A 26758-nucleotide genomic window follows, 5' to 3' on the forward strand; every position below is an offset into this window, starting at 1 on the left:
GTACCATAATAATAGAAGGGATGAAATCACATCTTGTCAGTATAACCAATTCAATTTAGTTTATTCAAAAAAATTCCTTTTCCTCCCCTCTTCTTTGAAGACACTGTACCCGTTTCTTTCTATACTAAAACTTTACAAAATAGAAGGGTAAAAACCAAACTGCTCAGAGGAAATCCCTCTAAGCAGTATAGGTTCATTCAGGGTTTAGTATCAATCGATCTCCGGTTTGGCCTTTGAGGGACGTTTTATGATACTCTCCATTTACCCACGCATCGATTTGATTTTGATACCATTCACTTTTGTAGTGACCTGCTTGTCCAGGTCCGACGATGTGGTACCCGTTCGCCATATCCGAAGCATCGATCACGAACCTCCAGGAGGCACCGTGATTGACAATCCCCTCTTCATTATAGCTAGCAGCCTCCACTGTTACTCTGCTGCCTCCGACCGGCACAGGACCCCTGTCATTCAAAAACTTTTTCAAGATCGGAGAAGCTCCTGATAATGGATGTTCGAAGTACACTTTATGATACATTCCCCATTTCCATTCATCCATTGAAGATCCATATGCCTCCCCAAGCTCATCCAGTGCCTTAGCGAGAGAGGATGTTAAAAATGGTCCATATCCCCCACGATCCGAAAACCACTCTGACTCTTCCCCATCATGGGCTTTTCGAATGAGTTCATCGACAACACTTTGACGCCCTTCGAACAATTTCATCATATCTTCCGGTATGTCTTTTTGAAATAGACCCGTTGAAATTTCGTTCATCCATTGATGAAAAATCAGTGGAGCAGCTAAATCCTTATCATCCCTGCCGTTCCATGACTTCAGAATTTCAATGGCGTTTCTTTGATCAGCTGTCAAAGACCCCCTCTTTAAATCATGAGTCAGGATAGGAACAAATTCCCGGGCGTGTAGATTTTTCTGATCCATTTGCAATTTCCTCATATCGGAAAGGGTCAATTCGTCTTTTCCTTTTAAGTATTCTGAAATTCTCATATAACGATAAGGCTGTGCCCAGTGATGACTGATATGATAAGGGTAATCATCTGTCACCACTTTATTGTTCGCTGTTGCAACAAAGCCCTCTTCAGGGTTGATCACCTTCGGAAGCTCTTCAAAAGGTATGAATCCCTGCCATTCATAATCAGGGTCCCATCCCGGTACGGGAAGAAGTCCGTCCCCTTTCTTCCTGATGGGAATCTTACCATTCGCTTTGTAAGCAATCGTACCATCCTTGGACGCAAATACGAAATTTTGGGTAGGGACATGAAAGTCCTTCAGCGCCTCTTCGAATTCATCCCAATTCTTTGCTTTATTAATGTTCACGATGGCAAGTAGTTCAAGACTCGGATCCAGTGCCGTCCACCGCATCGACATGACCTTTTCCCCATCGTTCTGATGAGCGAACTCTGAAATGACCGGTCCATGTCTCGTGATCGTCACTACATAAGGAATGGTTTCACGATCCTTGACTTTAATAGGTTCCTTGATGATTGTGGCCATCTCCCATTTTTCATCATATAAAAAAAGATTGGGATTCCTTTCATTTCGTTTCTCTATATATAAATCCTGTACGTCAGGCCCCGTATTTGTGACACCCCAGGCAATATCTTCATTATGACCGAGGATGATTCCAGGTATGCCGGCAAAAATCACCCCACTCACATTAACTTCTGGGGATTCAAGGTGCATCTGATACCAAATGGAAGGAGTCCCTAACGAGAGATGGGGATCATCTGCGAGCATCGGCTTACCACTTCTGGTCTTTTCTCCGCTTACCACCCAGTTATTGCTTCCATTGAACTCAGGGGGAATCACAGCAGCTGCAAATGATTGCTTCAAATCAACCTGCATATCCCCAATGTCTGACAGGATGGCCGGAGCCCCTTCCGGATAGGAAGGAAATAGATCATACGCCTTCTCCTTCGGCAAATGATCCAGTGCCCAGTATCTGAAGGCCTGACCTTGCCAATGACCTCCCAAGTCAAAAGCCATGTACTTACCAATGGTCAGTGAATCGATGGGTGTCCACTTTTCAGGCTTGTACCCAAGAAGGGTAAATTCGATGGGAAGTCTGCCGCTTACTTTCGCATCCTCCATGAAGGCATTTACCCCCTCGGCGTACCATTCAAGTAGCTGCTTCGCATCATCAGGATATGCGGTGAATGAAACCTCCGCTGCCCTCCTCAAACCGAAAGTACGGAAGAACTTGTCCCGATCCACCGCTTTCTCACCGACGACTTCACTCAATCGTCCCGATGCCTGCCTCCTGCTTAAATCCATTTGGAATAAGCGATCCTGTGCTTGGACGTAGCCTTGTGCCATATACAGATCCTTCTCATTTTGAGCACGGATATGTGGCACCCCGTCTTTGTCCCTTATCACTTCTACCTTCTGAGATAAGCCGCTCATGGAAATTGTGCCGGATGTAACAGGAATAGACCTGTCAATGTAATAGTTTGCAAAGATCAGGACTCCAAGCAAAAAAAATAAAATGGTTCCTGCCGTCCACAAGGTGATTTTAAGACGCTTGTTCTTTTTCTGTTTCTGAAGCTCTACGCCTCCATTCATCCCATTTCCCCCTATAATTTATCGAATCTTCCGAAAATAACCATATCTCTATAATTAGCCTTTATAGGGGGTAATTCCTTCCCTCACAGTGAAGAAATTTCATCATAGTGCAATTAAACCTTCTCGGTCCTTACAGGGGCAGTTTGGTTTCCTTTGGACCAGGAAATCATGATGACGATCCCACTGATGATAAAGAAAAGAGAGCATGCATAGAAAAGAAAATGGATTGTGAAATATTCTAACATGACTCCAGTCCCCATGACGGCAATGCTTGAGAAAAGAGCGGTCCAAAAATGATACTCTCCAATACTCTTTCCTCTAGAAGCATGCTCTGTCACGTCACTGAGTACCACTTTCTCTGAAGTCTTCTGAATAGCACCCAGCATACCAAGTAAAACCTGGATGAAATATACCTCATGTATGGTACTTGCAGAAGGTAAGAATAGGAAAAGGAAACTCATTCCCACACTGTATATAATGAGTAGAAACTGACCTCCAATCATGTCAGACAGCCTTCCTATAAAACGGTGGCTGAAGGCTGAGCTTAACGTAAACAGCCCATATGCAAACCCAAAACTCGAAAAGTCACTTCCGATATTTTGAATGAATAGTAAGTAAAATGGGAAGGAGACACTCGAAGCTACCATGGCAAAACTTTGAGAAACAATTAACCATTTCATTTTCCATACTCCTCATAAAATAAATTCATAAACCGTTCTTCTGGATCGAATTTTCGCTTATAGCTGAAGAATTCTTCCGCATGCGGGTAGGCGGCGTGCAGCTGATCAACAGTGGGGTACTTATAATAAGGAAGATAATAGCTTCCCCCATGTTCTATGGTGATGTCGATCATCCCACGAATAGTATCACCCGTTTTCTTTTTTTCCTTTTCCCCCACCCCCTGATTGATTAATAGAACAAGAGCAAACATATCTTCTTTCGCATAAGACAAAACTGCTTCTTCACTCTGGTTCACATACCTCACCGTGACGTTCATTAAATTTATGTCCTTTTCAGACAGGTAGCCTCGTAAATCATCGATATATTCTTCATACTCCTCAACCGGTACAAAATACTCCTGTAAAATATCTGTATCGTTCTTCCCTTTGTATTCTAAAAAATCAGATTCTGAACGCATGACATTATTTCGGGTTTCTAAATCACCATCCCGCTTATCAAAAAAGGATTTCTGTAAACCCCAAAAGAGATTCTTCCCCCAATCAAAGTCTCTTGAGAGCCCGAGCAAGAATTTTGTTAGAAAAGTAAATTTATCCTTTTTGAGAGAAGCATAATCGCTATATTGTTCCTGTTTATCACTAACCCTGTAATTGGTAACATACATATCTTCAAGAAACGTATCCGGAGCAGTTGATAATCGTGCCAGGTGCATTTTCACATTATTATCGTTTAACACGTTTTGATTGAAATAATCTTCATATTCATCATAGTCTAACTCCTCTGTTTCTAATGTTAATAATTCATCAGATATAAGTTGAAGCTCAACGTCTAAAATCACCCCGAACAACCCGTATCCCCCAATGACGAGGGGAAAATACTCTGCATTTTCACTTCTGGAAACCTTGATGATATCACCATCGGGCTTTAATAATCGAAACCAATTCACCGTTTCAATTAACGAACCATTTCGTATGTCCCTTCCATGGGCATTCACCGATAATGAGCCCCCTATTGTAAATATATTTTGGGACTGCATCACTTTCACAGATAGTCCATGGGGATTCACTGCTTTTTGTATATCATCCCATGTAGCCCCGCTCTGGACATGAACAGTCTTATGGCCGGGATCAACACTGAGTACTTTGTTATAATCCGTCATATCCAGTACCACTCCATCAGGGTAGTATGTATGCCCTCCCTGACTGTGTCTCTTACCGGCAATCGACACTTTCAGATTTTCCATTCTTGCTTTAGTGAGCGCATCCACTATGCTATTTTCTTCACGGCCTTTAACGATTTTTTCGATTTTTGTTGGCATTAACCTGCTTACATCGGTGATGACATTTTCCAATTCGCTGCTATTTAATTTCTGATAAACCAGAAACAAATAGACAACTATAACAATACCAAACAATATCGGGATGAATTTTTTTCTCAAGAAAGCAAACATCAAAATCCCCCTTTCCCTTTTGGTGTAATTTTACACTAAATAAGAATAATATCAATACTGTTTCCTTTCTTAAGAAATTTTTATGCCATTATTAAAAACCCAACTAGTTACCATAATAATATTATCGACAATTAAACTCCGAGCCGTTTATTTCGTTTACTTTCTTGATAAAAATGGGTACAACCTATTTAGGAGGTGAAGGCATGTCTTTTGATTACAATCTTGATTTTGACTCCATTGACTTTCGGAAACATCCTGAAAAATACAGGGTGGGACGCGGGGAACAAGGCGTTTTACTTGTAGAGCCATACAAAAGCGAAATCCTCCCGGAATGGCGTTTTAAAACACCGGATATTGCAGAAGAATCTTCAGATGCAATCTATCGCATGTTTCTTCAATATAAAGATGAAAATGATTTTGTGGGAATGGATATGGCGAGGAAGTTCCTTCAGATGGGCTATACAAGGGCGCGAAGGTACGCCAATTATCCCGGGGGAAAGAAGTATAATAAGGAAGGTAACGTCAAGGACCGAAAAATTGATGAACAGAAAGCTGAATCAGCCTCAATATTTGAAACGAAATGGAAACTGGCAAGAGAAGATGCAGACTATTTGAAACGAAAAAAGGAACATCAGAATAAGTACGGATGATACATAAAGGGGGTATCGACCGTTTACTGGTCCATACCCCCTTTACCCTACTACATAATACGTTTGAACATCTTTTCCATTTCATAAGTCGAATAGTGAATAATGATCGGCCGGCCATGGGGACAGGTGAAAGGATCGCTGGTCCTTCTTAATTCATCCAGCAGCGCCTGCATATCTTCATTTCTTAAATGATGATTTGCTTTGATGGATCCTTTACAACTCATCATGATGGCTGCTTCTTCCCTCAATCTTTTAATATCGACCTTGTTCATTTTGATGATTTGCTCAATCATCTCTTCGATGGTTTGCTGCTCCTCCCCTTTAGGAAACCACTGGGGGTGGGCACGTACGATAAAACTGTTGTAACCGAAATCCTCCAGGAAAACCCCTACTTCCTCAAGAAGGGAACGATGTTCATTGATTTTTATATATTCATCCGTGGAAAATTCAAGCGTGAGTGGGACAAGGAGTTCCTGAAGCTCTTTTTCAACCTCTCCTACTTTCTCTTTATAAAATTCATACTTGATTCGTTCCTGGGCTGCGTGCTGATCAATAATGTAAAGACCCCGTTCATTTTGGGCGAAGATATACGTGCCGTGCATCTGGCCCACAAGATAAAGAGCGGGAACACGTGGTGCTTCGTTTTCTTCACCGGTGCCTTGACTCCCTTGATCCCAGGGTTCTTCCACTACCTCATTCGGATGAGTTTGAACAGGTGCTTGATTCGAAACGGACCTTGTCATTACACCCCTATCTTTCACAGGCGGCTGTGGCTCATACAGCTTTTCCATTTCTTCTTTAGGAAGCAGACGCTCCCGGACTGAATCCGGTCGTGCCTCCTGTCGTTTTGCTGAATGATCCAGGTTCATGAATGTCTGCTCCGATTTAGGTAGGGCTGCCTTAGGGGCAGTGGATCCTGACGGAATCAATTCCTTCCCTTTAAACACGCGCTTTATTCCTTCAGTCACCAGCGCATTCAGTTCTGTTTCCTTACTGATGCGGACCTCCATTTTGGACGGATGCACGTTCACATCCACGAGAATCGGATCCATCTCTATGCTGAGAAGCACTATGGGGTGACGACCAATGGGGAGAAGGGTGTGATATCCTTCCCCGATCGCTTTCGCCAGGGCATAGTTCTTTATGAACCTCCCATTGATCATTGTAGAAATATAGTTCCTGGAAGCCCGGGTGACCTCAGGCAGGGAAATATAACCCTTCACTTTAAAATCAAGGGACTCTACTTCGATCGGCACCATTTTCTTCGCGATCCCCACCCCATAAATGGCGGCCAGGACCTGCAGGACATCTCCATTGCCATGCGTGTGCAGGAGTGATTTGCCGTTATGGAGAAGCTTGATGGAAACACTCGGATGGGCAAGGGCAATCCTGTTGACCACGTCCGTTATATTGCCGAGCTCGGTATGAATGGTTTTCATATATTTCAACCGGGCAGGTGTATTGAAAAACAGCTGTGAAACTGTGATATCGGTCCCTTTTCTGGACGACGTGTTTTCAAATGAATTGACTTCTCCACCTTCTAGTTCAATGCTCGTACCCGGACCTTCACCCGTACTCGTTTTTAGAGTGAAATGAGACACCGAAGCGATACTCGGCAGGGCTTCTCCCCTGAACCCCAATGTCCGTATCCGGAATAAATCATTTTCATCTTTGATTTTACTCGTTGCATGTCTCTTAAAGGCTGTTTTGACATCTTCCATTTCAATTCCGTCCCCATTATCGATGATGCGTATGGACTGTAATCCGGCTTCTTCGATGTGGATCTCGATGATGGTACCCCCTGCATCTATGCTGTTTTCAAGGAGTTCCTTCACGACAGATGCCGGGCGTTCCACTACTTCCCCTGCAGCGATTTTATTCGAAAGGGAATCATCAAGCTGAAATATTTTCACCACAGTTTCACCTCCTTACTGTTTTAACTTTTTTTGGATTCCGTAGAGTGTATTCATAGCATCCAACGGCGTCATTTCAAGGATATCAAGTTTTTTCAATTCATCTAAACATTTCTTTTCTTTAGAAGTGAGCTTTTCTTTCTTTTGAGATTTCTCTGCTTCAAAGAAGGATAGCTGCGCCAAGTCGTTTTCATTTGGTTCCTGCTTCTCTGAAACCACTTCCCTTGAAGCGGCAGCCTCTTTGAAAGATGAGGGTTCTTCCTTCCGTTCAAGCTCAAGAAGGATTTCATTGGCTCTCTGGATTAAGGCCACGGGCAGCTCGGCAAGTTCTGCAACATGTATTCCGTAACTTTTATCCGCCGCCCCCTCTTTGATTTTATGAAGGAAAACAAGCTTTCCATTTTGCTCCATCGCGCTTACATGGACGTTTTTCACTTTAGGCAGCTCTTCTTCAAGCACCGTCAGTTCATGGTAATGGGTAGAGAATAAGGTTTTCGCCCCAATATGTTCATGGATGTATTCAATGATTGCCTGTGCCAGGGCCATCCCATCGTATGTGGAAGTACCGCGTCCGATTTCATCGAATAAAATCAGGCTTTGTTGAGTAGCATGAATGATGGCATTCTTCGCTTCGAGCATCTCGACCATGAATGTACTCTGCCCCGAAATCAAATCATCCGCTGCCCCGATACGGGTGAACACTTGATCGAATATCGGCAGATTTGCTTCCTCCGCCGGAACATAACAGCCGATTTGCGCCAGGATGCTCGTTAGTGCCACCTGCCTCATATATGTGCTTTTACCCGACATATTCGGGCCGGTAATGAGGAAAACTTCTCTTTCCTGATCCATATAGCAATCATTGGGAACATATTCCTGGGCACCCATCACCTTTTCCACCACGGGATGCCGTCCGTCTTTCAGGTGAATTCTTCTTTCTTCATTGAATACTGGTCGAGTGTAATGGCGTTTCTCGCTCACTGTTGCAAAGCATTGCAAAACGTCAAGTTCGCTGACAAGTTTCGCAAGCTTCTGCAAACGGGGAATGAATTCCTTCACCCTCTCACGGATACCAAGGAACAATTCGTATTCTAAATCCACGCTCTTTTCATCCGCTTGAAGGATAAGGGCTTCTTTCTCCTTTAATTCAGGGGTAATGAACCGTTCTGCATTGGTCAAAGTCTGTTTTCGTTCATAGCGCCCTTCTTCCAGGTGTTGAAGGTTCGCTCTTGTTACCTCGATATAGTAGCCAAACACCCTGTTGAAGCCTACCTTGAGAGACCTGATTCCAGTCCGTTCCCTTTCGTCCCGTTCAAGCTGGGCAATCCACGATTTCCCGTTTTTGCTAGCATCGCGGTATTGATCCAGTTCCTCGTGATATCCGTCCTGGATCAAGCTTCCTTCTTTTATGGACAAGGGAGGATTTTCTACCAATGCCAGTTCCAATAGGTCTGTCAACTCTTCACATGGATCCAGCCTTGAAACAAGCTCATCGGTCGCTTCATTTTCCAATGATTCGACTAAGTGCTTTAAAACGGGAACTTGCTGCAGGGATTTTTTCAATTGGATTAAATCCCTTGCATTCACATTCCTAAAGGCTACGCGGCCGGCCAGCCTTTCCAGGTCATACACTTCTTTTAAACGTTCTCTCAGGTCCTGCCTTTCGAAGAACCGTTCCAGCAATACTTCCACTACAGTCTGGCGCTTTTCAATTTCTTTTTTACGAATGAGTGGACGATCGATCCATTGCTTTAGGAGCCTGGCCCCCATGGCTGTCATGGTTTCATCCAATAACCATAGAAGGGAACCTTTTTTTCCTTTGGAACGGATGGTCTCTGTGAGCTCCAGGTTCCGCTTGGAGTAGTAATCCATTTTCATAAATTGGTGAAGCTGGTACGTTTCAACGAGTTGTAAATGATCCAAACTTCTCTTCTGTGTCCGGAAAAGATAATGAAACAGAAGGGAAGAAGCTTTAATGAGTTTATCTTGCTTCAGTGGTTGAACTAAATGAGTGAAGGCATGCCCAGGGCTGGAGTCCCGTTCATAGGACAACGTAACGTCGGTCCTTTCCTTGATTTTCACCTGAACTTCTTCTGCAAGATCTGGATGGATGACCACTTCTTTCGCCCCGATGGTCGATAACTCGTTCATCAACGCCTGCAGTCCGTCTGTAACAATGGTCACCTTGGTTTCCCCGGTCGTTAAATCACTATAGGCAAGTCCATAAGTGTCATCACTAAAGTCGGAAACTGAAGCAATATAGTTATTTTCTTTATCATTCAGACCTTTCCCATCCATAACCGTACCGGGTGTAATGAGTTGAACGACTTCTCTCCTTACGACCCCCTTGGCTTGCTTTGGATCCTCCGTCTGTTCGCAAATCGCTACTTTAAACCCTTTATCAATGAGCTGCTCTATGTAATTGGGAGCAGAATGATAAGGTACACCGCACATGGGAATGCGTTCCTTTCCTCCCCCATCACGGCTTGTCAGCGTTATTTCAAGTTCCTGCGATGCTCTTATGGCATCGTCAAAAAACATTTCATAAAAATCGCCTAAACGAAAAAATAAAAAGGCATCCTGGTATTCTGCCTTTACTTGTAAATATTGTTTTATCATTGGCGTATATTGTGTCATGGTTTCCTTCAAACCCTTCCAAGTAAATCTGCTATTCTCGACTATTCATTATATCATACCGATAAGGGCTGAAGCATGTAGTAGATTGAGGAAGCAGATTTTTACGTAAATTGTTTTTGGATTGCAAAAAAAATCCGCTTCCTTTAATCAGGAGCGAATTCCACCTCGTCTATTCTGCTTGTTTAGCGATACTTGACTCATCGTGTAAACAGTTGGACTTTGCTTTTGGTTTATACATGAACTTATATAGTAAGTAACCGGTAATCAGTACTGCCCCTCCGATCAGCAGGTAGGTTTGGACATGACTCATCAGGGATTGGACAGATTTTAAATTTCCATTTTTACCGACGATCAACATCGTGAGGGTAATCGGGAATATCCCTATGAAGGTCAATCCTCCAAATTTCCACTTATTCACTTTACTGATACCTGCCACATACGAGATATAATTACCGATGCCCAGTGGTCTCGTAATCGCTATGCTCCATAAGCCACATTTCCGGAACCATTTCTGACCCTTTTCTATTTTCTTTGAGCTGGTTTTCTCTTTGATCTTGTCCTTTAGCTTAAATCCGATACCATATGGGATATAACTAAATATTGTATAGATTACACTGCTTGTGATGGCCAATATCAACAGTTTCATCCAGGACGGGTCCAGAGCATACCCATACGTCAGGGTTACAAGGGCGCCCGGAAAAGGCAGGGAGGACGCTTCAATGGCATTTCCAGCGAATAAGCCCCACATTCCTAACTCCTTTATTAAATTCATGACAAACTCCAACATCGGTTCTTTCCCTCCACGATTCATTTATATACCCTTTTCCCTATTTAAGCTTTTAAAAACGCAAATGAAGGATAAGATTTCATCCACTGGAGGGAAATAATGTTACCGGATGATTCAACTATTTTATTTCAGCAGCGAATGTTTTACCAACGATTTTCCACTGATCTTCCAATGAATCTTTCCATAAATAAAACTGTACATTTTTTTCCTCTTGAGAATGATCGGACCGGCTCCATCTCACTCTGAACTGGATTTTCATTGCCACAAGAGCATGCAAATCCTCTACAGGCAGCATCGATCTTTGTGTAATCTGGATATGTTTAACCGAGGATAGGATGTTTGTTCTTGATCGTTTGTTTCCGGTCATAATGTGTGAAAGAAGTCTTTCGTCCTGTTGATTTATGGCAATCTCCAGCACATTGATCAATTCATATGGATCTAATTGGTATAAAAATTGGTCCAGTGCACCACCCGCTTTCAATATCATGACTTTATGGGCCAAGTCCGGGGTGGGAGTCTTATGGGTCGTACTTCCATAAAAATGAACACAGAAATGTCCCGGAAAATTATTTTGGAGTGCTCCTGCTCCATGAGGCATTCCATTCATGGAAGCGGAGATGAGTTGGTCACCTACCAACACAAGTATCGCACGGCGATCCCAGCTCCATTTACCACCATAGATGGTTTTCATTATTTTCGTGTCTTTTTCTGTAACCGGCTGCACATCCGCATGTTTACTTCCTGCCCTTCTCTGGACTTTAAAAGATTTTCCGGTATCTACATCAATGATTGTAAAGTAGGATTGATTTGGAATGATTTCCTTTATTTGTTCCCAGGGCAGGATTTCTACTTGAAAACTTGGCATGGCAACTGCCTGCCTGGCTCCAAATACAAAGAGCAATGACACGACAATCGTGAATCTCAGCATAAAAAGCATGTACGAAACCTCTTTTTTCCCTTAGTTTTTGTCCTCCAATTGCTGATTCATTCACTCAATTATTGGCAATCATGGCCGAACATGAAAAAATCCGACTTTACGGATACTACCAACGAAAGGGAGGATCCACATGCTACTTGCTAAACTGGCTTCAATTGGTCTTCTGGCGTTACCGGCAATGGTAAGTCATGATGAATTACATATCAAAACCCCAAATCAGTCACCCATTTCGGTAGAACGACAATACTTGGATGTACAATTATTGGATGAACCATTAATAAACGAAAACCATTATGAGAATTTCCTGTCTCAAGTACAGAATTCGGTTTACACCCAACCTCTTAATGCCTATATAAACGAAAATGGCCGGATTGTCTCCGAGCAGGCCGGCTATAAGCTCAATGAGAGAAAATTTCGTGAGGCGGTCGAAAGATTCTTCTTCTCAAACGGATCCGTGAAATTCCAGCCTCCCCTGTTGACACTTTATCCCAAGGTGGATAGTGAGATACTTGCTCACATAAGAACTCAAAAAATAGGACAATACGTCACATATTTCAATAAACAAAATGAGGAGCGAACACAAAATATAGCCCTGGCAACAGAAAAAATCAACAATACGGTTGTGTTTCCCGGAGAAGTATTCTCCTTTAATGGAGTGGTGGGAAAAAGAACGAAAGAAAAGGGATATAAAAAAGCTCCCGTCATTGTAAAAGGGGAACTATCAGAGGATATTGGGGGAGGTATCTGCCAGGTATCGTCCACCCTATATAATGCAGTGGATCAAGCAGGAGTTGCCATATTGGAACGATATCATCACTCGAAAAGAGTTCCATACGTCCCTGAGGGAAGGGATGCTACCGTAAGCTGGTACGGTCCTGATTTCACCTTTAAAAACGCATACAACCAACCGCTTCTCATTCGGGCGAAAATTGCAGGAGGACAAGTAATCGTAACCATCTATTCATCAGATCTTGTCAATGTAAAAAGAAGAAAGGTTCCCAGTGCTTCCCAGGAATTACCTCAGGAAAAACAAGTAGATCACTTTTTTCATAATTAAAACGGCACCCCCGCTTTCTGAGGGGTGCCTTCAATACTAAAGATTGCGATCGGATAAACCCATTTGTACGCTGGGAGGCATTTATCCTGATTATGTCAGTTGTTGAATTCCGTCAATGACCGTTGATAATAATCGATCCAAGTCTTCTTCTTCTATATTTAACGGTGGTGATATCGTCAGGACATTATTGTATCCGGCAACGGTAGCCCCATTCTTTCCGATAATCACTCCATGCTTCTTGCAATAAGCTATGACCGAATTTACTTTATCCAGCTCTAATGGTTCTTTGGTTTCTTTATGAGCCACCATTTCAATTCCGATCAAGAGGCCCTTTCCTCTGACATTTCCCACTTTCAGGTGATCTTGCAGGTGATTCTTCAATGTGTTCAATGCTTTTTCCCCAAGATAAGCCGACCGTTCAAAGAGCTTTTCATTTTCCATGATTTCAATGTTTTTCAATGCCAGGGCACAGGCTGCAGGATTTCCTCCGAACGTGTTGATATGACGGAAATAATCATATTCTTCAGAGCCATTGAACGCTTCATAGATCTCACGCTTCACAGCAGTGGCGGATAAAGGGAGGTATGCACTGGTGATTCCTTTCGCCATTGTGATGATATCCGGCTTTACATCATAGTTCATAAAGCCGAATGCCTTTCCGGTCCGTCCAAAACCACAAATGACTTCATCTACTATCAAAAGGGCACCGTGCTTCTCACACACTTCCTTGGCTGCCTTCATATAGCCATCCTGTGGCATGAGGATCCCCCCGCCCGTGATGATGGGTTCCATGATCAGGGCGGCCACTGTTTCACTTAGTTCCCATGTCATGGCCTGATCAATGGCCTTTATTCCTGGAAGGTCATGGGGATCTCCCACTGTCACTTCATCTCGATACGCGTCGGGAGGTGCAATATGGTGGAAGCCCGGAGCCAATGGTTCATACTTATATTTACGCTGAGCCTGACCGGTGGCAGCTAACGCCCCCATGGAATTACCGTGATACCCCCTGTATCTGGAAAAAATCTTATATCTTCCATGACCGCCCTTTTGCTGGTGATATTGGCGGGCGATCTTAAAGGCTGTCTCATTGGCTTCAGATCCACTGTTGGAGAAGAAGAAGACATAGTCCTCTCCAAGTAGCTGATTCAGCTTCTCTGCCAGTGCAATGGCAGGCTGATGACTTTGGGTAAGGGGAAAATAAGCCATTTTTTTGAGCTGCTCGTATGCAGCTTCAGCTAATTCCTGTCGCCCATATCCAACGTTTACACACCATAATCCCGCCATTCCATCAAGATACCTCTGTCCATCCTGATCTATAATCCACGATCCGTGTGATTCTGTCACAACCATTGTTCCCTCTGGATTATACGGTTTCATTGAGTGCCAGATGAGTTTCTCATCCCGCTTCGACCATACATTCTGAGATTGACCTGCTTTTACCATGAAGGTTCCCCCTAACCCCGATTAAAAATCAAATCGGGAAGTGATCATTTTCTTCCTAGTATAGAAATTTACTCCGTCTTTCCCGTTTACATGCATATCTCCATAGAAAGAATCCTTCCATCCCGAAAATGGGAAGAATGCCATTGTTGCAGGTACCCCAACATTGATACCAAGCATCCCGGCATCTGCTTCCTCCCTGAACTGCCTGACGGCCCCTGCGTCTTTTGTATAAATCGTGGCACCATTCCCATATCTGGACTGACGGATGTATTCGAGTCCCTGGTCCAAATCATCCGCTCTTAGAAGGCTGAGGATAGGGGCGAACATTTCTTCTTTAGCAATCGTCATTTCAGGTGTGACATGGTCGAAGATGGTTGCACCCAAGAAGTTTCCTTCCTTGAAATTTTCCATCTCTTTGCGGCCGTCCCTGATGAGGGAGGCCCCTTCTTTTATGCCTTTATCGATATAGCCGAGGGTTTTTTCCCGATTTTCCTTCCGGATGACCGGAGTAAGCAGTACTTCCTCATCCATTCCATTCCCGATACATAATTCATCTGCTTTTTTACTTAAAGCCTTGACGAACTCTTCATTGTCCCCGACCACCACTACTGCACTACATGCCATGCATCTCTGCCCTGCACTGCCGAATGCTGAACTGATGATATGCTCCGCTGCTTTCGTCAAATCCGCATCAGGCATGACGACATGATGATTTTTGGCTCCGGATAATGCCTGCACCCTTTTCCCTTGGGAAGCAGCTTCTTGATAAACGTATTTCGCCACCGGCTGTGATCCGACAAACGATATGGCAGAGACATCCTTATTCTCCAGTAAGCCATTCACTACATCATGGGCGCCGTGCACTACGTTTAAGACGCCATCCGGCATTCCGGCCTCGGTCAACAGTTCCGCTAGTCTGTTGGCTAAAATCGGGGTTCTTTCAGAGGGCTTCAATACGAAAGTATTTCCGCATGCGATGGCAAGCGGAAACATCCATAAAGGGACCATCATAGGGAAGTTGAACGGGGTGATCCCCCCTACGACCCCGAGTGGATACCGGAACATCTCAGAATCGATATCCTCGGCGATGCCGCTTAATGTTTCTCCCATCATTAACGTAGGTGCTCCGCAAGCGAATTCTACACATTCCAATCCACGCTGCACCTCGCCGTACGCTTCTTTGTATGCTTTTCCATTTTCCTGCACAACTAGTTTCGCAAGCTCATCGTGATTGTCTGAAAGCAGGGAATGGTATCTATAGAGAATACGAGCCCGTTTTGGCACAGGGGTTTTCTTCCAGATTTGGGACGCAAGCTTTGCTGCTTTCACAGCCAATGCAACATCTTCTTTAGTCGAGATGGGAACCCTTGCAATCTCTTCATTTGTGGCTGGATTCAATACCTCCAAGGTCTGGGAGCTGAGAGAGTCCACCCACTTGCCGCCAATGTAATTCTTTAATACCGCTACATCCTTTTTTATGACCGTCATATTTAGTTCCTCCTTATTTTCCTTTGTATGAATGCAGAATTTTCTGTATGCTGGATACTTCCATTATGAAAGAAGTTGACAGGGCTTTCATTAGACAATGTGTAAAATAACGATGCTCTTTCACTGGACACTTAGAAGATTCGGGACTTGAATCAACGTTCCCTAATGTATCTTCGTCCTTTGCATAAAACTAAGGGGCTGCAAATACTCATCTGCCGCGAGGAGAAATTCGATTGCTACACGTTTATCAGGAGTCATGAAGTCCTCACCTAATAGATCTTCTATTTTCTTAAGACGATGATACAGTGTCTGTCTGACAATAAATAACCTTTTGGAGGTTTCTTGCTTGGAGCCATGACATGACAGAAAGACTTTAAGTGTCTTCATGAGGTCACCGTCATGCTCCCGGTCATAATGTAGTAAGGGGGAAAGATACTCTTCTATCATTTCCCACAGATTTACGTTCTCATTAACAATGGATATCAACCTGATTAAATGAAGGTCATCAAAGAAATAATACCTTCCCCTATCATCGTTTTTAGATCTGAACTTAAGGGTTTCTCTCGCGGTTTCGTAGCTCTTATGAATAGCCATCATCTCCAGTTGATATTTACCAGTAGCAAATAGTGTTTGAGATGAATCCTTAAAGAATACTGATTTAAGGATCCTTTCATAGGCATCCGTCAACCGGGACTTCCAATCAGCAGCTTTCCGTGTATCAAGCAGGATAAAGATTACATCTTCCCCCATCTTTTCAGGTACCACCTGGAAGCCGCATTGCTCAAAAATACTTCTTGCCACCAGGTTAAAGAAGGGGAAGTCAAGTTTCTCCTTCTCTTCCGTCCTGCAAATACATACCACACCACCATGGATCGATATTTTCTGTTCAGCCATAAAAGCGGCAAGTCTCTCGCAAGATTGCTCTCCTTTTAACCATGACATGATCCATTTTGATTCTTCCAAGCGTTTTTGTTCATTGAAGTACAGCTCTCTCATCAGATATTGAGCAAGTGCCGTTGACGTGCGGTCGAGGATCAGCAGCTCATATTCACTGAAAGGGTGATCAAACCGGTAAATGCACAACTCGGCATATTCCTGATCAAACAGGATCACCTTTGCCGAAGCAAAATGATGATCGTGAGCCTCTTTGTGCTTATAGTATTTGTTCAGGAGAATCTCTTCTTCAGGAGAACACAAATGGGGATGAATTTCTACACCCTGTTCTTTTAACTGAAAAAGCACCTGCACATCCAATTCTTTATGTAGAACTTGAAGAATATCCCTGCAGTGATTGAAGGAAAGCAGCAGTTTGTTCAAGTTCTGCCCATAGGAATCGAGTTTCTTGATTCTCTCATACTGCTGATTGATGATGCTAGTGTGGATATCCTGCGTGATACTCACAAAAGGGACTTCTCTTTCAAACACAATGATCGGGAAATCATACGTATCGGCCCATTTCAGCACAGTTTGGGGTATGGTTGAGATATTCGTATCAAGCTCAATGCAGATAGCAGCTGCATCACAATCCACCAACTGTTGAATAAGGGATAGGAAGCAGCCTTCTTCCTGCAGGGCAATGCCGGTCGAAAGGATCAATTCATTACCGTTAAGAAGGTTCTTGATCGACGTCACTTCAACTACGTGGACCCATTTGACTTGCCTTGCGAGCCCGTTGTGTCCAGCAATCACTTTGGCATGTTCAAAATATTTTCTTTCCAGAATATCTTTCACCGAAAAATAGTAATGACTCTTCATGCTTCTCTCCTTCCGTGATAAATGGAGAAAAAGGATTGGCAGAACCAATCCTTCATTTTTCTTCAATATGGGGGATCGCAAACTGTATCTCCTCACTCCACCACTTCAACAGTTCTTCCTCACTCAGGTGTTTAGAAGACAGCACGGTTAACACCCAATCGATCAAGTCATCCGTCGTTTCCATTTTAAGTGGATGGAGCGACCATTCTTTACCTGTATGCAAGTCCTTCATGCTACTCATCCAGGTGCCCCCCTTAATAGTTATTGCGCATGAAATATAAGATTTGAAAAATACTTTCGTGCATTGGCCGTTTTTACATGCAAAGTGGCACTTCTTTTGTTTTCGGGATGCTTAAATACAACAAAGGCACCACTGAGATTTTCGGTTACCTTCTCCATTTTGAATCCTTTTTGCAGGAGAAAGTCAATCTTATCCCTTTCACTTAAAAACTCTTGATAATCTGACATCTCGACACCCTTTCATTCCCTCAAGTGATGTATGATTCAAGAAAAACTTGTACCCGTCGGGGATTCCACGGGGACGGTTTCTTCTTCCTCAATGATCCAATCACGTCCTACTGACATTCCAAGATATTTCTCGTCACTCGGATCAGAGATTTCAGCCTGCTCATACTTTTTGAACCACCAGTATTTTGCTAATACATAATAGCAAAGGGCGCCTATTCCGAATCCAACCAAAAATGAAAAGTTGGGAACGAAATATGAAGCGACAGCCCCGAGGATCCATGAGATGAAGCCTGCCAGATTGATTCCATTCATATAACTGAATTGTCCCCTGTCTTCATATAAAGCGGGCACATTAACGCGTCGCTTTCTAATAAAATAGTAATCTGAAATCAATATACCGACGATGGCAGATAGAATTCCACCTACAAATAGAAGGACCGGGATGATGACTCCGAAAAGATTCCAGGGCTGAACGATCGTACCAACGATCCCTGCAGTCAATACCCCTGCCCAGAAAGGGAATTTTGGTCCTCCCACATTTGAGAAGATGGTAGCTGCCGGGACGATATTCGCTGCAATATTGGTCGACCATTGTGCAAGGACGATCATCAGGAGTAGGATTCCTAAAATAAATCCGCTTGCAGCTTCCTGCAGGGCTACTACAGGATCATAGTTCAGGACGGCAATATAGGAGATTCCCCCTATCAAGACCATAAAGGCCTGAGTGATCGGTAACGCTACAAGGTTCCCGATGAGAGAGCTCCGATTTCTCTTGAACCAATTCCGTTCATTGCTTGGAGCTTTCATGAAGCGTGAAATGGACGGGATATCCGCTGAAAGCGTGGCCCAAAATCCCATGTTACTAAAAACCACAACCAGGAAAGCGGTAAAGGTCGCCACCCCTGTCACAGGGCTTTCCACCCAGTTCCAGATATCTCTCCCTTGTGCTGCGGCAGAATCTGATAGAGATGAATACATCCAGACGGAAATAAGAATGATGACCGGGGCAGCAAGGTCTGCAAAGCGTTCTACGGCTTTAATTCCAAGAGCCGTATTCACCAGCTGGAGAACCGCAAAAATCAGGAAACATACAAACCAATTATCAAAGCCAAATAATATATTTAGAATTCCATTCATGGCCGTGGCGCCGAAATAAGTGTTAATCCCAAACCACATGGAAGCTGCCAGCCCCCGGACAACGGATGGGATATGCGTCCCGATGGTCCCGAATGGTGCCCTCATGTAGACGGGGAATGATACTCCATGCTCGATCCCTATATCACCTGTTAAGGTAATAAAAAGACCTATTGCCAGAGAGCCGATGATCGTGGCTAAAACGACGAGGGGTAATGGCAAAGACACGACCCCGGCCCCGCCGATTGCAAAGGTTGCCAGAACGACAACCATCCCTACCCACATAAATGAATAACCAAGCTTTGTGATTTTTCTTTCGCTTGCTTTAATCGGAAGTAAATCAGGAGACTTTAAGTAACTTCTTTTCAACATGAACACCCCTTAGCGTTTGCTTCGAATGGCAAAACCAATCTTCATACGAGAGAGGAAAGCGGGTGCAGAAATGGAAGACTCCACACCTCGTTTTCATAGGAGTAGTTCTACAGATAGGATGGATGACGGTGATCAGGACTTGGATGATTGAAGTGATTCACTCTCTTCATTTAAAAGGAGCTTACCGTATTTTGCTCTCTTAATATACTGACCTGAGCCCTGTTTCCCTGCAAACTGTTTATCTTTAATGACATATTCACCTCTTGATAATACAGAAACAGGCTCACCTTTCACTTTCATGCCTTCAAATGGATTATAATCAGCTGCCATATGATGGGTCTCAGCAGAAATGACCCTCTCTGCATCGGGATCAAAGATGACGATATCCGCATCCGATCCTACTGCAATCGTTCCTTTCTGAGGATACAATCCAAACAACTTGGCGCTTCTTGTAGACATGATATCCACAAACTGGTTCAAGCTGATCCGGCCTTTTTCAACTCCTTCTGAGAATAATATGGATACACGGTCCTCTATGATCGGCCCGCCATTCGGAATTTTAGTGAAATCATCTTTCCCAAGATCCTTCTGCCCCTGGAAATCAAATGAACATTGATCAGAACCCAGGGTTTGAAGTTGACCGCTCTTCAGGGCATTCCATAAAACCTCCTGATGCCACTTCTCTCTGAGGGGGGGCGACCAGACATATTTGGCCCCTTCAAAATGAGGACGCTCCAAATAGGACTGATCGAGCACAAGATATTGAGGACAGGTTTCTCCCCATACATTCAAACCTTTGCTTCTTGCCGTTGTAATCTGTTCCACCGCTTCAGAACATGAGACATGCACGACGTATAACTGGGAATCCGCCAGTCCTGTTAGCTTCGCTGCACGGCCGGTGGCTTCCCCTTCGAGTTCAGGAGGTCTCGTCAAGGCATGATAAATCGGTTCCGTTTTTCCTTCTTCTAATGCCTTTTCGGTTAAGTATTCAATGACATCGCCATTCTCTGCATGAACCATGACGAGTGCCCCCAGCTCCCTTGCAGCAACAAGGGTCCTGAATAGTGTTTCATCGTCTGCCTGGAATACATTTTTATAAGCCATGAATACTTTGAAAGACGTGATCCCTTCCTGATCCATGACTTCAGGGAGTTGAGTGAGGACGTCTTCATTGATTTCACCGATCATCAGATGAAAGCTATAGTCGATGACAGCTTTATCCCTGGACTTCTGATGCCATGTATCGATGGCATTTTGAAGAGGTTCTCCCTTATTTGTCAAACAGAAATCTATTAGGGTCGTCGTCCCTCCGAATGCAGCGGCAATCGTGCCGCTCTCAAAGTCATCTTTTGAAACCGTCCCTCCAAAGGGCATCTCAAGGTGGGTATGCGGATCGATTCCTCCGGGGAAAATATATCTGCCACTGGCATCGATCACTTCTCTGTTTCCTGTATCAAATCCTCTTCCGATGGCTGCTATCTTCCCGTCTTGAATAAGAATATCGGCTTTATACGTGTCTGTTGCTGTTACAATAATTCCATTTTGAATGATTTTGTCCATTACCCTACCTCCTGAATTATTTCACTGCATTCACTTTAGATCCCGAAAGGTTACTCACTGCCGCTTGACGTTCGTTCCAGGACATCGGCATGTGCCCACTCGGAACTTCAATCATGTCAATGGCACCATCGACGGGACAGACAATCGAGCATAAATTACATCCGACACAATCTTCTTCCCTTACTTTTAAGTAACTGTTGCCACCTGGGTCCTTCAGCATGTCGATGCATTGATGAGAGGTGTCTTCGCATGCAATGTGGCATTTATTGCAATTGATGCAAATATCATTGTTGATTTTGGCCACCACGCTATAGTTAAGGTCCAAATTACCCCAATCGGAAAATTTAGGGACCGACTTCCCTACAATTTCCTGCACTGATGCTATCCCTTTGTCATCCAGATAATTATTCAAGCCATCCAGCATATCCTCGATGATCCTGAAACCGTGATGCATGGCAGCTGTACATACCTGGACTCCTGAAGCACCCATCAGCATGAATTCGACGGCATCCTGCCAGTTAGACACTCCCCCCATACCTGATATCGGGACGTTGATTCTCGGATTCCGTGCACATTCTGCCACCATGTTCAAGGAAATCGGCTTCACGGCCGGTCCACAGTAGCCTCCGTGAGCACCCTTGCCGGCAACGTGCGGAATGGTATTCCAGGAATCAAGATCTACCCCGGCCAGGCTGTTGATGGTATTAATCATACTGACAGCATCCGCACCGCCCCGAACAGCTGCTTCAGCCGTCACGGTAATGTCTGTAATATTCGGTGTCAGTTTTACAATGACCGGGGTTTTGGCCACTTCCTTTGCCCAATGGGTTTGTTTCTCCACCAGCTCAGGTACCTGTCCAGATGCCGATCCCATCCCCCGTTCAGCCATCCCGTGGGGACATCCAAAATTCAATTCCAGCCCATCGACACCAACATCTTCGACCTTCTTGACAATTTCATGCCATTTTTCCTGCTTCGGTTCGACCATTAGTGAAGCAATGATGGCGTGACCGGGAAATCTCTTCTTCGTTTCATATATTTCTTTTAAATTCACTTCCAGCGGGCGATCCGTAATGAGTTCGATATTATTGAAACCCGCTACCCTCTGCCCATTAAAGCTAACTGCTGCAAACCGTGAAGAGACATTTATGATAGGATCACCCAATGTTTTCCAGACGGCGCCGCCCCAACCGGCCTCGAAAGCCCTTTGAACCTGATATCCTGAGTTCGTCGGTGGAGCCGACGCTAACCAAAAAGGATTAGGTGATTTGATTCCCGCTAAATCGATGCTTACATTTGCCATGAATTTCCCCCCTCTTAGACAATCTTATTTCATTTGGACCGATGAACATTTCTCATGTAAATGATAGGCAGCCCGCTTTCCCTGCTCTGCTGCCGTGACGACCATGGCCTCACCGATCCCTTTTCCGAAGACGATGTCCCCGCAGGCAAAAATGGAAGGATTCGATGTTTGGAAGGTCTCAGGATCAACCTTTACCACTCCTTCAGAGTGCTCAAGCCCGAATTGTTCAATGAGTGTAAGATGACGTGTTTGCCCAATGGCCTTGATGACGGCGTCAACGGGCAAAACAAAGCCTGAGTCTTTAACAGGGAGTGGCCGCCTTCTTCCATCACCCCCGGGTTCACCCAGCTCCATCCTGATGCATTCGATTCCTGTAACTTCTCCTTTTTCATTTCCGATGATCCTTTGAGGAGCGGTCAACCAGCGGAATTCCACACCATCCTGCTTGGCAAATTCGTATTCAAAATCATAAGCTGTCATTTCTTCCTTTGTACGCCTATATAAAATCTTCACATTTTCTGCGCCGAGACGTACAGAACATGTTGCCCCATCAATGGCTGTGTTCCCTGCACCGATCACCGCCACTTTTTTCCCGACATACCCGTCATTCAACTTGCCACTCTTCGTTTCCTTCACAAATTCAATGGCATCATGTACACCTTTCAGGTCTTCGCCTTCGATCCTTAAATCAGGGACAGAAGACATTCCTGCAGCCAGGATGACAAAGTCATGGTTTGCCGCAATCTCTTCAGCAGATATATCCGTCCCTACCTTCACATTGGTCCGGATATCCACATTCAATTTCCTTACCTGCTCCACTTCCCAGTAGGATATGACCTTTGGAAGGCGGAATGAAACGATTCCATACGTATTTAACCCTCCCGCTTCTTCTTCAGCCTCATAGATCGTTACGTCATATCCAAACAGTGCAAGCTCCCTGGCTGCTGAAAGCCCCGCCGGCCCCCCGCCGATAATCCCCACTTTCTTTCCGTTTGGTTTTCCTGCTTCAAAGAGCACAGTGTCATTATGCCGCGCCCAATCCGTTGCATAACGTTGCAGATCCCCGATCATGATGGGTTTGGTAGAAGAGTTAAGAACACATGCGCCTTCACATAATTCCTCTGTCGGACAGACCCTTGAGCAGCTGGCCCCAACGGGATTGGCAGACATGATGGTCTTAGCGGACCCCTTTAAATTCCCAGAGGCGATCTTTTTAATAAATGAAGGTATATCGATTCCTGTAGGACAGGCTTGAATGCATGGTGCATCATAGCAATACAGGCAACGATTCGCTTCCTCAAGTGCTTCTCTTCCTGATAGCCCCTCGTGCGCTTCCTGAAAATTTTTCTCAAGATCGAGTAACGAAACTGTGTTAGACAAACTGACTTCCCCCTCTTCTTTTCCATTTAATGAATCATAGTGATGGAGCTCTTCATATGAGGTGAGTATAAATCAAATCTCCTTCAAGGAAGAAGAGCAGTCATTTCGTTGTAGGTTTCAGGTCTGCGGTCACGATAGAACTGCCAGGTATCCCGCACTTCCCGTAATAATTTTTTATTCATCTCCCCGATGATCACTTCATCCCGGTCCCTGCTTCCAATCGAAACAAAGCTGCCCCTTGGATCGACCAGATAGGATTGTCCATAGAACTCACCCATGTTCCATGGGCCTTCATATCCGACACGATTGATGGCTGCTAAATAGTAACCATTTGCCACTGCATGGGCAGGCTGTTCAAGTTTCCATAAGTATTCAGAGAGCCCCGCTACGGTTGCAGAGGGATTGAAGACGATTTCAGCACCCTTCAACCCCAACAATCGCGCCCCTTCAGGGAAGTGCCGGTCATAACAGATATAGACTCCGACCTTGGCATAAGCTGTATCAAATACCGGGTATCCGAGATTACCAGGTTTAAAATAATACTTCTCCCAGAACCCATATCCTTCCTCACCGACTCCCACGTGGGGAATATGCTGCTTCCGGTATTTACCCAGATAGGACCCATCTGCATCGATGACAGCGGCGGTATTATAGTAAGTGGCTATCCCTTCCCGTTCATAGATTGGTAGAACGATCACGACACTTAGCTCTTTAGCCAATTCCTGAAACAGCTTTGTCGTTGGACCATTCGGGATTTCTTCTGCAGAGTCATACCATTTCGGACTCTGTTCGGAGCAAAAGTACGGCCCATAGAAAATCTCCTGTAAGCATATGATTTGAGCACCTTTTTTCGCCGCATCTCTCACTAAAGCCACATGTTTTTTTATTGCCTCTTCTTTATGGACCTCCACTCCTTCACTTCCATCCACATCATGAGAAGCCTGAATCAGTCCGATTTTCACCAAGTCTGACATACTATTCCCCCTGTACACTTAGATTTTTATAATATAGTAAGCGCTTTCATTGACGTATATCCCAAATGTCGCACTTACTAGATTTCACTTTAAGGATTAAATTCAGAATTTTAAATATTTTCACTTTATTTTAACTCGTACCAAAACGGATTGCATCATACAATTTGTAACATGAACTTCCTTCAGCATTTGCCATTATGTATATTATTCTACTATTCGATCAATCCTGTCCGTTTCTCATAAGGTAGCATACGAACGATGCAGAATATGTAGAAATATTTGTTTAAATATTATAAAAATTCAGTTTTTAATCGACAAAATTCACACTTCCTGTCATTGTTTCATCTATATAAAGAAGAGAATTGTTTTATAGATCACAAATAAAAACAGCCTTTTCAGAAGAAAAGACTGTTTCTGTACAAAATGCTTTTAGGAATTTACAGATCTTACTTTCAAGGATCGCTGCCTCTCTGGTCTGTATTTTGTTACCTGTGTGACAAACCAGATGAGTACTGCCAGCCAGATGAAGGATCCAAGCACCATCGATAAGGAATAAGAAAATCCAAATCCCTCGGGCGCATAAAAAATGTAAGAGCTCACCACTGCCGTCATAAACAATGCCGGAAGACTACAAATCCAATGAAACTTTGCTTTTTGCAACAAATAAATGGACGCCGTCCATAACATGACGGTGGCTACGACCTGGTTCGACCAGCCCACATATCTCCATAGAAAGGTATAATCGATTTGAGTCAAGAGGAATGTAGGGACTGCCACTGGGACAACTAAAAGTACCGGCAGCCATTTTCCTCCTACTTCTTTCTTCGTTAGATCTGTTAATAAATCAGCAAGCATCATACGTGAAGACCGTAGTGCAGTATCGCCTGTCGTCACTGGAAGAATGATGACTCCAAGAACGGCAAGAATTCCTCCGAGAGTACCCAATGTCGTCTTACTGATCTCATTGACTACCCCTGCAGGTCCACCTGACGCCAATGCTGTTTGCAGACCCTCTGTTCCATTAAAGAATGCCATACCAGCAGCTGCCCAGATCAACGCGATGATTCCTTCGGCAACCATCGCCCCGTAAAATACTTTCCGGCCTTCACTTTCTCTTTTAAGGGTCCTTGCCAAGATCGGACTCTGAGTTGAATGGAAACCTGAGATTGCACCGCACGACACCGTGACCATTAATAGTGGCCATAAGGGCAGTTCTCCGGGATGCATGTTTTCAAACGTTAAATTCGGCACCGGATGTTCAAAGAAAAATAAACCGATTCCGATGGCCACTGCCATAAAGATGAGTACCGCCCCAAAAACCGGGTAAATCTTTCCGATGATTTTATTGATCGGTAATACAGTGGCAATGAGAAAATATGTAAAGATAATGACCAGAGAGGTCATAAAATTAAGCGGCGTCACCTCTGCCATTAGTTGTGCGGGTCCAGATGTAAAGGCAGCTGCTACGAGAATCATCAATACGATGGACAAAATGTTCATGACGGACTGAACGGGTTTACCTAAGTACTTTCCTACAATGGCAGGAAATTGTGCCCCGTTGTGTCTGAGAGAAAGCATCCCAGAGAAATAATCATGCACGGCACCTGCAAACAATGTACCGATGACAATCCAGAGAAAGGCAACAGGACCGTATAAAGCACCCAATATCGCACCGAAGATCGGACCTAACCCCGCAATGTTCAAGAGCTGAACCAGGCTTGCTTTCCACCAGCTCATGGGCATATAATCCAAGCCGTCTTTTTTAGCATATGCTGGTGTTACATTGGAATCATCAACACCAAAAATCTTTTCTACCACCTTTGAATAAATGAAATAACCAACTACTAAAATACAGATGGATGCAAGAAATGTGAGCATCACGATGTCCTCCCTTCGCTAATTGAAATTAACGTTTATTCTAATACGAAAAACGACAAAAGACAACAGAATTTTCTAAAAATATTATTTTTTCAGAATAAAAGAATGCTTTTGTTCCCATGAAAAACCTGCCGGAATAATAATGATAACGCATACATTATACCGAAAAATTTTTTCAGCATAATGAACACCCCTATCCATTTTGGAACGTTCATAAGCTGGAAAACACGATGAAATCATGTAAAGCGCCTGACCTTCATGAACCCCGTTTCTAACCGCATATATAAAAAAAGATGGGGATGACGGCCTATAC

20 protein-coding genes are annotated in these 26758 nt (G+C 44.0%); 2 read left to right on the forward strand and 18 right to left on the reverse strand.

Translation table 11 applies throughout. The features are described 5' to 3' along the window. Window positions 1-193: 193 nt before the first annotated feature. From CN378_RS09635 to CN378_RS09645, 3 genes are all read right to left on the reverse strand, one after another. Complete coding sequence (locus CN378_RS09635) at window positions 194-2578, reverse strand: penicillin acylase family protein (RefSeq protein WP_098351675.1); 2385 nt, start codon at window positions 2576-2578, stop codon at window positions 194-196. 113 nt (window positions 2579-2691) lie between these two features. Next, window positions 2692-3258, reverse strand: coding sequence for an MFS transporter (locus CN378_RS09640; RefSeq protein WP_098351676.1), 567 nt, complete (start codon window positions 3256-3258; stop codon window positions 2692-2694). Next, complete coding sequence (locus CN378_RS09645; protein WP_098351677.1) at window positions 3255-4706, reverse strand: FAD-binding oxidoreductase; 1452 nt, start codon at window positions 4704-4706, stop codon at window positions 3255-3257. The genes CN378_RS09640 and CN378_RS09645 overlap by 4 nt, the downstream gene beginning before the upstream one ends. A gap of 203 nt (window positions 4707-4909) precedes the next feature. Between CN378_RS09645 and CN378_RS09650 the strand changes: the two genes are divergently transcribed. Continuing rightward, window positions 4910-5356 (forward strand): DUF4385 domain-containing protein, encoded by a 447-nt coding sequence (locus CN378_RS09650; RefSeq protein WP_098351678.1) that lies wholly within the window; start codon window positions 4910-4912, stop codon window positions 5354-5356. A gap of 50 nt (window positions 5357-5406) precedes the next feature. On the opposite strand, the gene mutL is transcribed toward CN378_RS09650, so the two are convergent. The 4 genes from mutL to CN378_RS09670 all read right to left on the reverse strand — a co-directional run bounded on the left by mutL (window position 5407) and on the right by CN378_RS09670 (window position 11630). Beyond that, window positions 5407-7272 carry a DNA mismatch repair endonuclease MutL gene (mutL, locus tag CN378_RS09655; protein ID WP_098351679.1) on the reverse strand — a complete coding sequence of 622 codons (1866 nt, stop codon included), beginning with the start codon at window positions 7270-7272 and terminating at the stop codon, window positions 5407-5409. A 12-nt stretch (window positions 7273-7284) separates the two neighbouring features. After that, window positions 7285-9906 carry a DNA mismatch repair protein MutS gene (gene mutS, locus CN378_RS09660; protein WP_098351680.1) on the reverse strand — a complete coding sequence of 874 codons (2622 nt, stop codon included), beginning with the start codon at window positions 9904-9906 and terminating at the stop codon, window positions 7285-7287. 169 nt (window positions 9907-10075) lie between these two features. Then, window positions 10076-10678: a DedA family protein gene (locus tag CN378_RS09665; protein WP_257141091.1), complete on the reverse strand. Its 603-nt coding sequence runs from the start codon at window positions 10676-10678 to the stop codon at window positions 10076-10078. 133 nt (window positions 10679-10811) lie between these two features. After that, window positions 10812-11630 carry a hypothetical protein gene (locus CN378_RS09670; RefSeq protein WP_257141092.1) on the reverse strand — a complete coding sequence of 273 codons (819 nt, stop codon included), beginning with the start codon at window positions 11628-11630 and terminating at the stop codon, window positions 10812-10814. Between the two features lie 130 nt (window positions 11631-11760). Between CN378_RS09670 and CN378_RS09675 the strand changes: the two genes are divergently transcribed. Next, window positions 11761-12687: a VanW family protein gene (locus CN378_RS09675; protein ID WP_098351681.1), complete on the forward strand. Its 927-nt coding sequence runs from the start codon at window positions 11761-11763 to the stop codon at window positions 12685-12687. A gap of 90 nt (window positions 12688-12777) precedes the next feature. On the opposite strand, the gene CN378_RS09680 is transcribed toward CN378_RS09675, so the two are convergent. From CN378_RS09680 to CN378_RS09730, 11 genes are all read right to left on the reverse strand, one after another. Then, window positions 12778-14133 (reverse strand): aspartate aminotransferase family protein, encoded by a 1356-nt coding sequence (locus tag CN378_RS09680; protein WP_098351682.1) that lies wholly within the window; start codon window positions 14131-14133, stop codon window positions 12778-12780. A 21-nt stretch (window positions 14134-14154) separates the two neighbouring features. Next, the gene (locus CN378_RS09685) at window positions 14155-15621 is read right to left on the reverse strand and encodes a CoA-acylating methylmalonate-semialdehyde dehydrogenase (protein WP_098351683.1); all 1467 of its coding nucleotides are present in this window, start codon (window positions 15619-15621) and stop codon (window positions 14155-14157) included. A gap of 162 nt (window positions 15622-15783) precedes the next feature. Continuing rightward, on the reverse strand, window positions 15784-17376 hold the full coding sequence (locus CN378_RS09690) for a PucR family transcriptional regulator (protein WP_142323591.1): 1593 nt from the start codon (window positions 17374-17376) through the stop codon (window positions 15784-15786). Window positions 17377-17428: 52 nt separating this feature from the next. Beyond that, window positions 17429-17617, reverse strand: a complete 189-nt coding sequence (locus CN378_RS09695) for a hypothetical protein (protein ID WP_098351685.1) — start codon at window positions 17615-17617, stop codon at window positions 17429-17431. Between the two features lie 20 nt (window positions 17618-17637). Then, the gene (locus CN378_RS09700) at window positions 17638-17844 is read right to left on the reverse strand and encodes a hypothetical protein (RefSeq protein WP_098351686.1); all 207 of its coding nucleotides are present in this window, start codon (window positions 17842-17844) and stop codon (window positions 17638-17640) included. A 36-nt stretch (window positions 17845-17880) separates the two neighbouring features. After that, entirely contained in the window at window positions 17881-19347 is a 1467-nt protein-coding gene (locus CN378_RS09705; RefSeq protein ID WP_483295076.1) for an NCS1 family transporter, read from the reverse strand. 135 nt (window positions 19348-19482) lie between these two features. Further along, window positions 19483-20910 (reverse strand): dihydropyrimidinase, encoded by a 1428-nt coding sequence (hydA, locus tag CN378_RS09710; protein WP_098351688.1) that lies wholly within the window; start codon window positions 20908-20910, stop codon window positions 19483-19485. Between the two features lie 16 nt (window positions 20911-20926). Then, a complete protein-coding gene (gene preA / locus CN378_RS09715) occupies window positions 20927-22213 on the reverse strand; it encodes an NAD-dependent dihydropyrimidine dehydrogenase subunit PreA (protein WP_098351689.1) in 1287 nt (428 codons plus the stop codon). Between the two features lie 24 nt (window positions 22214-22237). After that, entirely contained in the window at window positions 22238-23593 is a 1356-nt protein-coding gene (locus CN378_RS09720; RefSeq protein ID WP_098351690.1) for an NAD(P)-dependent oxidoreductase, read from the reverse strand. Between the two features lie 83 nt (window positions 23594-23676). Then, entirely contained in the window at window positions 23677-24567 is an 891-nt protein-coding gene (locus CN378_RS09725) for a nitrilase-related carbon-nitrogen hydrolase (RefSeq protein ID WP_098351691.1), read from the reverse strand. A gap of 429 nt (window positions 24568-24996) precedes the next feature. Continuing rightward, window positions 24997-26445 (reverse strand): carbon starvation CstA family protein, encoded by a 1449-nt coding sequence (locus tag CN378_RS09730; protein WP_098351692.1) that lies wholly within the window; start codon window positions 26443-26445, stop codon window positions 24997-24999. Window positions 26446-26758 lie beyond the last annotated feature (313 nt).

Source organism: Bacillus sp. AFS015802, from assembly GCF_002561455.1.
In the GTDB taxonomy this organism is placed as follows: domain Bacteria; phylum Bacillota; class Bacilli; order Bacillales; family Bacillaceae_B; genus Rossellomorea.

Bases quoted from the DNA above. Each gene is read 5' to 3' on its own strand.
- CN378_RS09635 (WP_098351675.1), bottom strand. From the start codon at position 2,578: ATGAATGGAGGCGTAGAGCTTCAGAAACAGAAAAAGAACAAGCGTCTT.
- CN378_RS09640 (WP_098351676.1), bottom strand. From the start codon at position 3,258: ATGAAATGGTTAATTGTTTCTCAAAGTTTTGCCATGGTAGCTTCGAGT.
- CN378_RS09645 (WP_098351677.1), bottom strand. From the start codon at position 4,706: ATGTTTGCTTTCTTGAGAAAAAAATTCATCCCGATATTGTTTGGTATT.
- CN378_RS09650 (WP_098351678.1), top strand. From the start codon at position 4,910: ATGTCTTTTGATTACAATCTTGATTTTGACTCCATTGACTTTCGGAAA.
- mutS (WP_098351680.1), bottom strand. From the start codon at position 9,906: ATGACACAATATACGCCAATGATAAAACAATATTTACAAGTAAAGGCA.
- CN378_RS09665 (WP_257141091.1), bottom strand. From the start codon at position 10,678: ATGAATTTAATAAAGGAGTTAGGAATGTGGGGCTTATTCGCTGGAAAT.
- CN378_RS09670 (WP_257141092.1), bottom strand. From the start codon at position 11,630: ATGCTTTTTATGCTGAGATTCACGATTGTCGTGTCATTGCTCTTTGTA.
- CN378_RS09675 (WP_098351681.1), top strand. From the start codon at position 11,761: ATGCTACTTGCTAAACTGGCTTCAATTGGTCTTCTGGCGTTACCGGCA.
- CN378_RS09680 (WP_098351682.1), bottom strand. From the start codon at position 14,133: ATGGTAAAAGCAGGTCAATCTCAGAATGTATGGTCGAAGCGGGATGAG.
- CN378_RS09685 (WP_098351683.1), bottom strand. From the start codon at position 15,621: ATGACGGTCATAAAAAAGGATGTAGCGGTATTAAAGAATTACATTGGC.
- CN378_RS09690 (WP_142323591.1), bottom strand. From the start codon at position 17,376: ATGAAGAGTCATTACTATTTTTCGGTGAAAGATATTCTGGAAAGAAAA.
- CN378_RS09695 (WP_098351685.1), bottom strand. From the start codon at position 17,617: ATGAGTAGCATGAAGGACTTGCATACAGGTAAAGAATGGTCGCTCCAT.
- CN378_RS09700 (WP_098351686.1), bottom strand. From the start codon at position 17,844: ATGTCAGATTATCAAGAGTTTTTAAGTGAAAGGGATAAGATTGACTTT.
- hydA (WP_098351688.1), bottom strand. From the start codon at position 20,910: ATGGACAAAATCATTCAAAATGGAATTATTGTAACAGCAACAGACACG.
- preA (WP_098351689.1), bottom strand. From the start codon at position 22,213: ATGGCAAATGTAAGCATCGATTTAGCGGGAATCAAATCACCTAATCCT.
- CN378_RS09725 (WP_098351691.1), bottom strand. From the start codon at position 24,567: ATGTCAGACTTGGTGAAAATCGGACTGATTCAGGCTTCTCATGATGTG.
- CN378_RS09730 (WP_098351692.1), bottom strand. From the start codon at position 26,445: ATGCTCACATTTCTTGCATCCATCTGTATTTTAGTAGTTGGTTATTTC.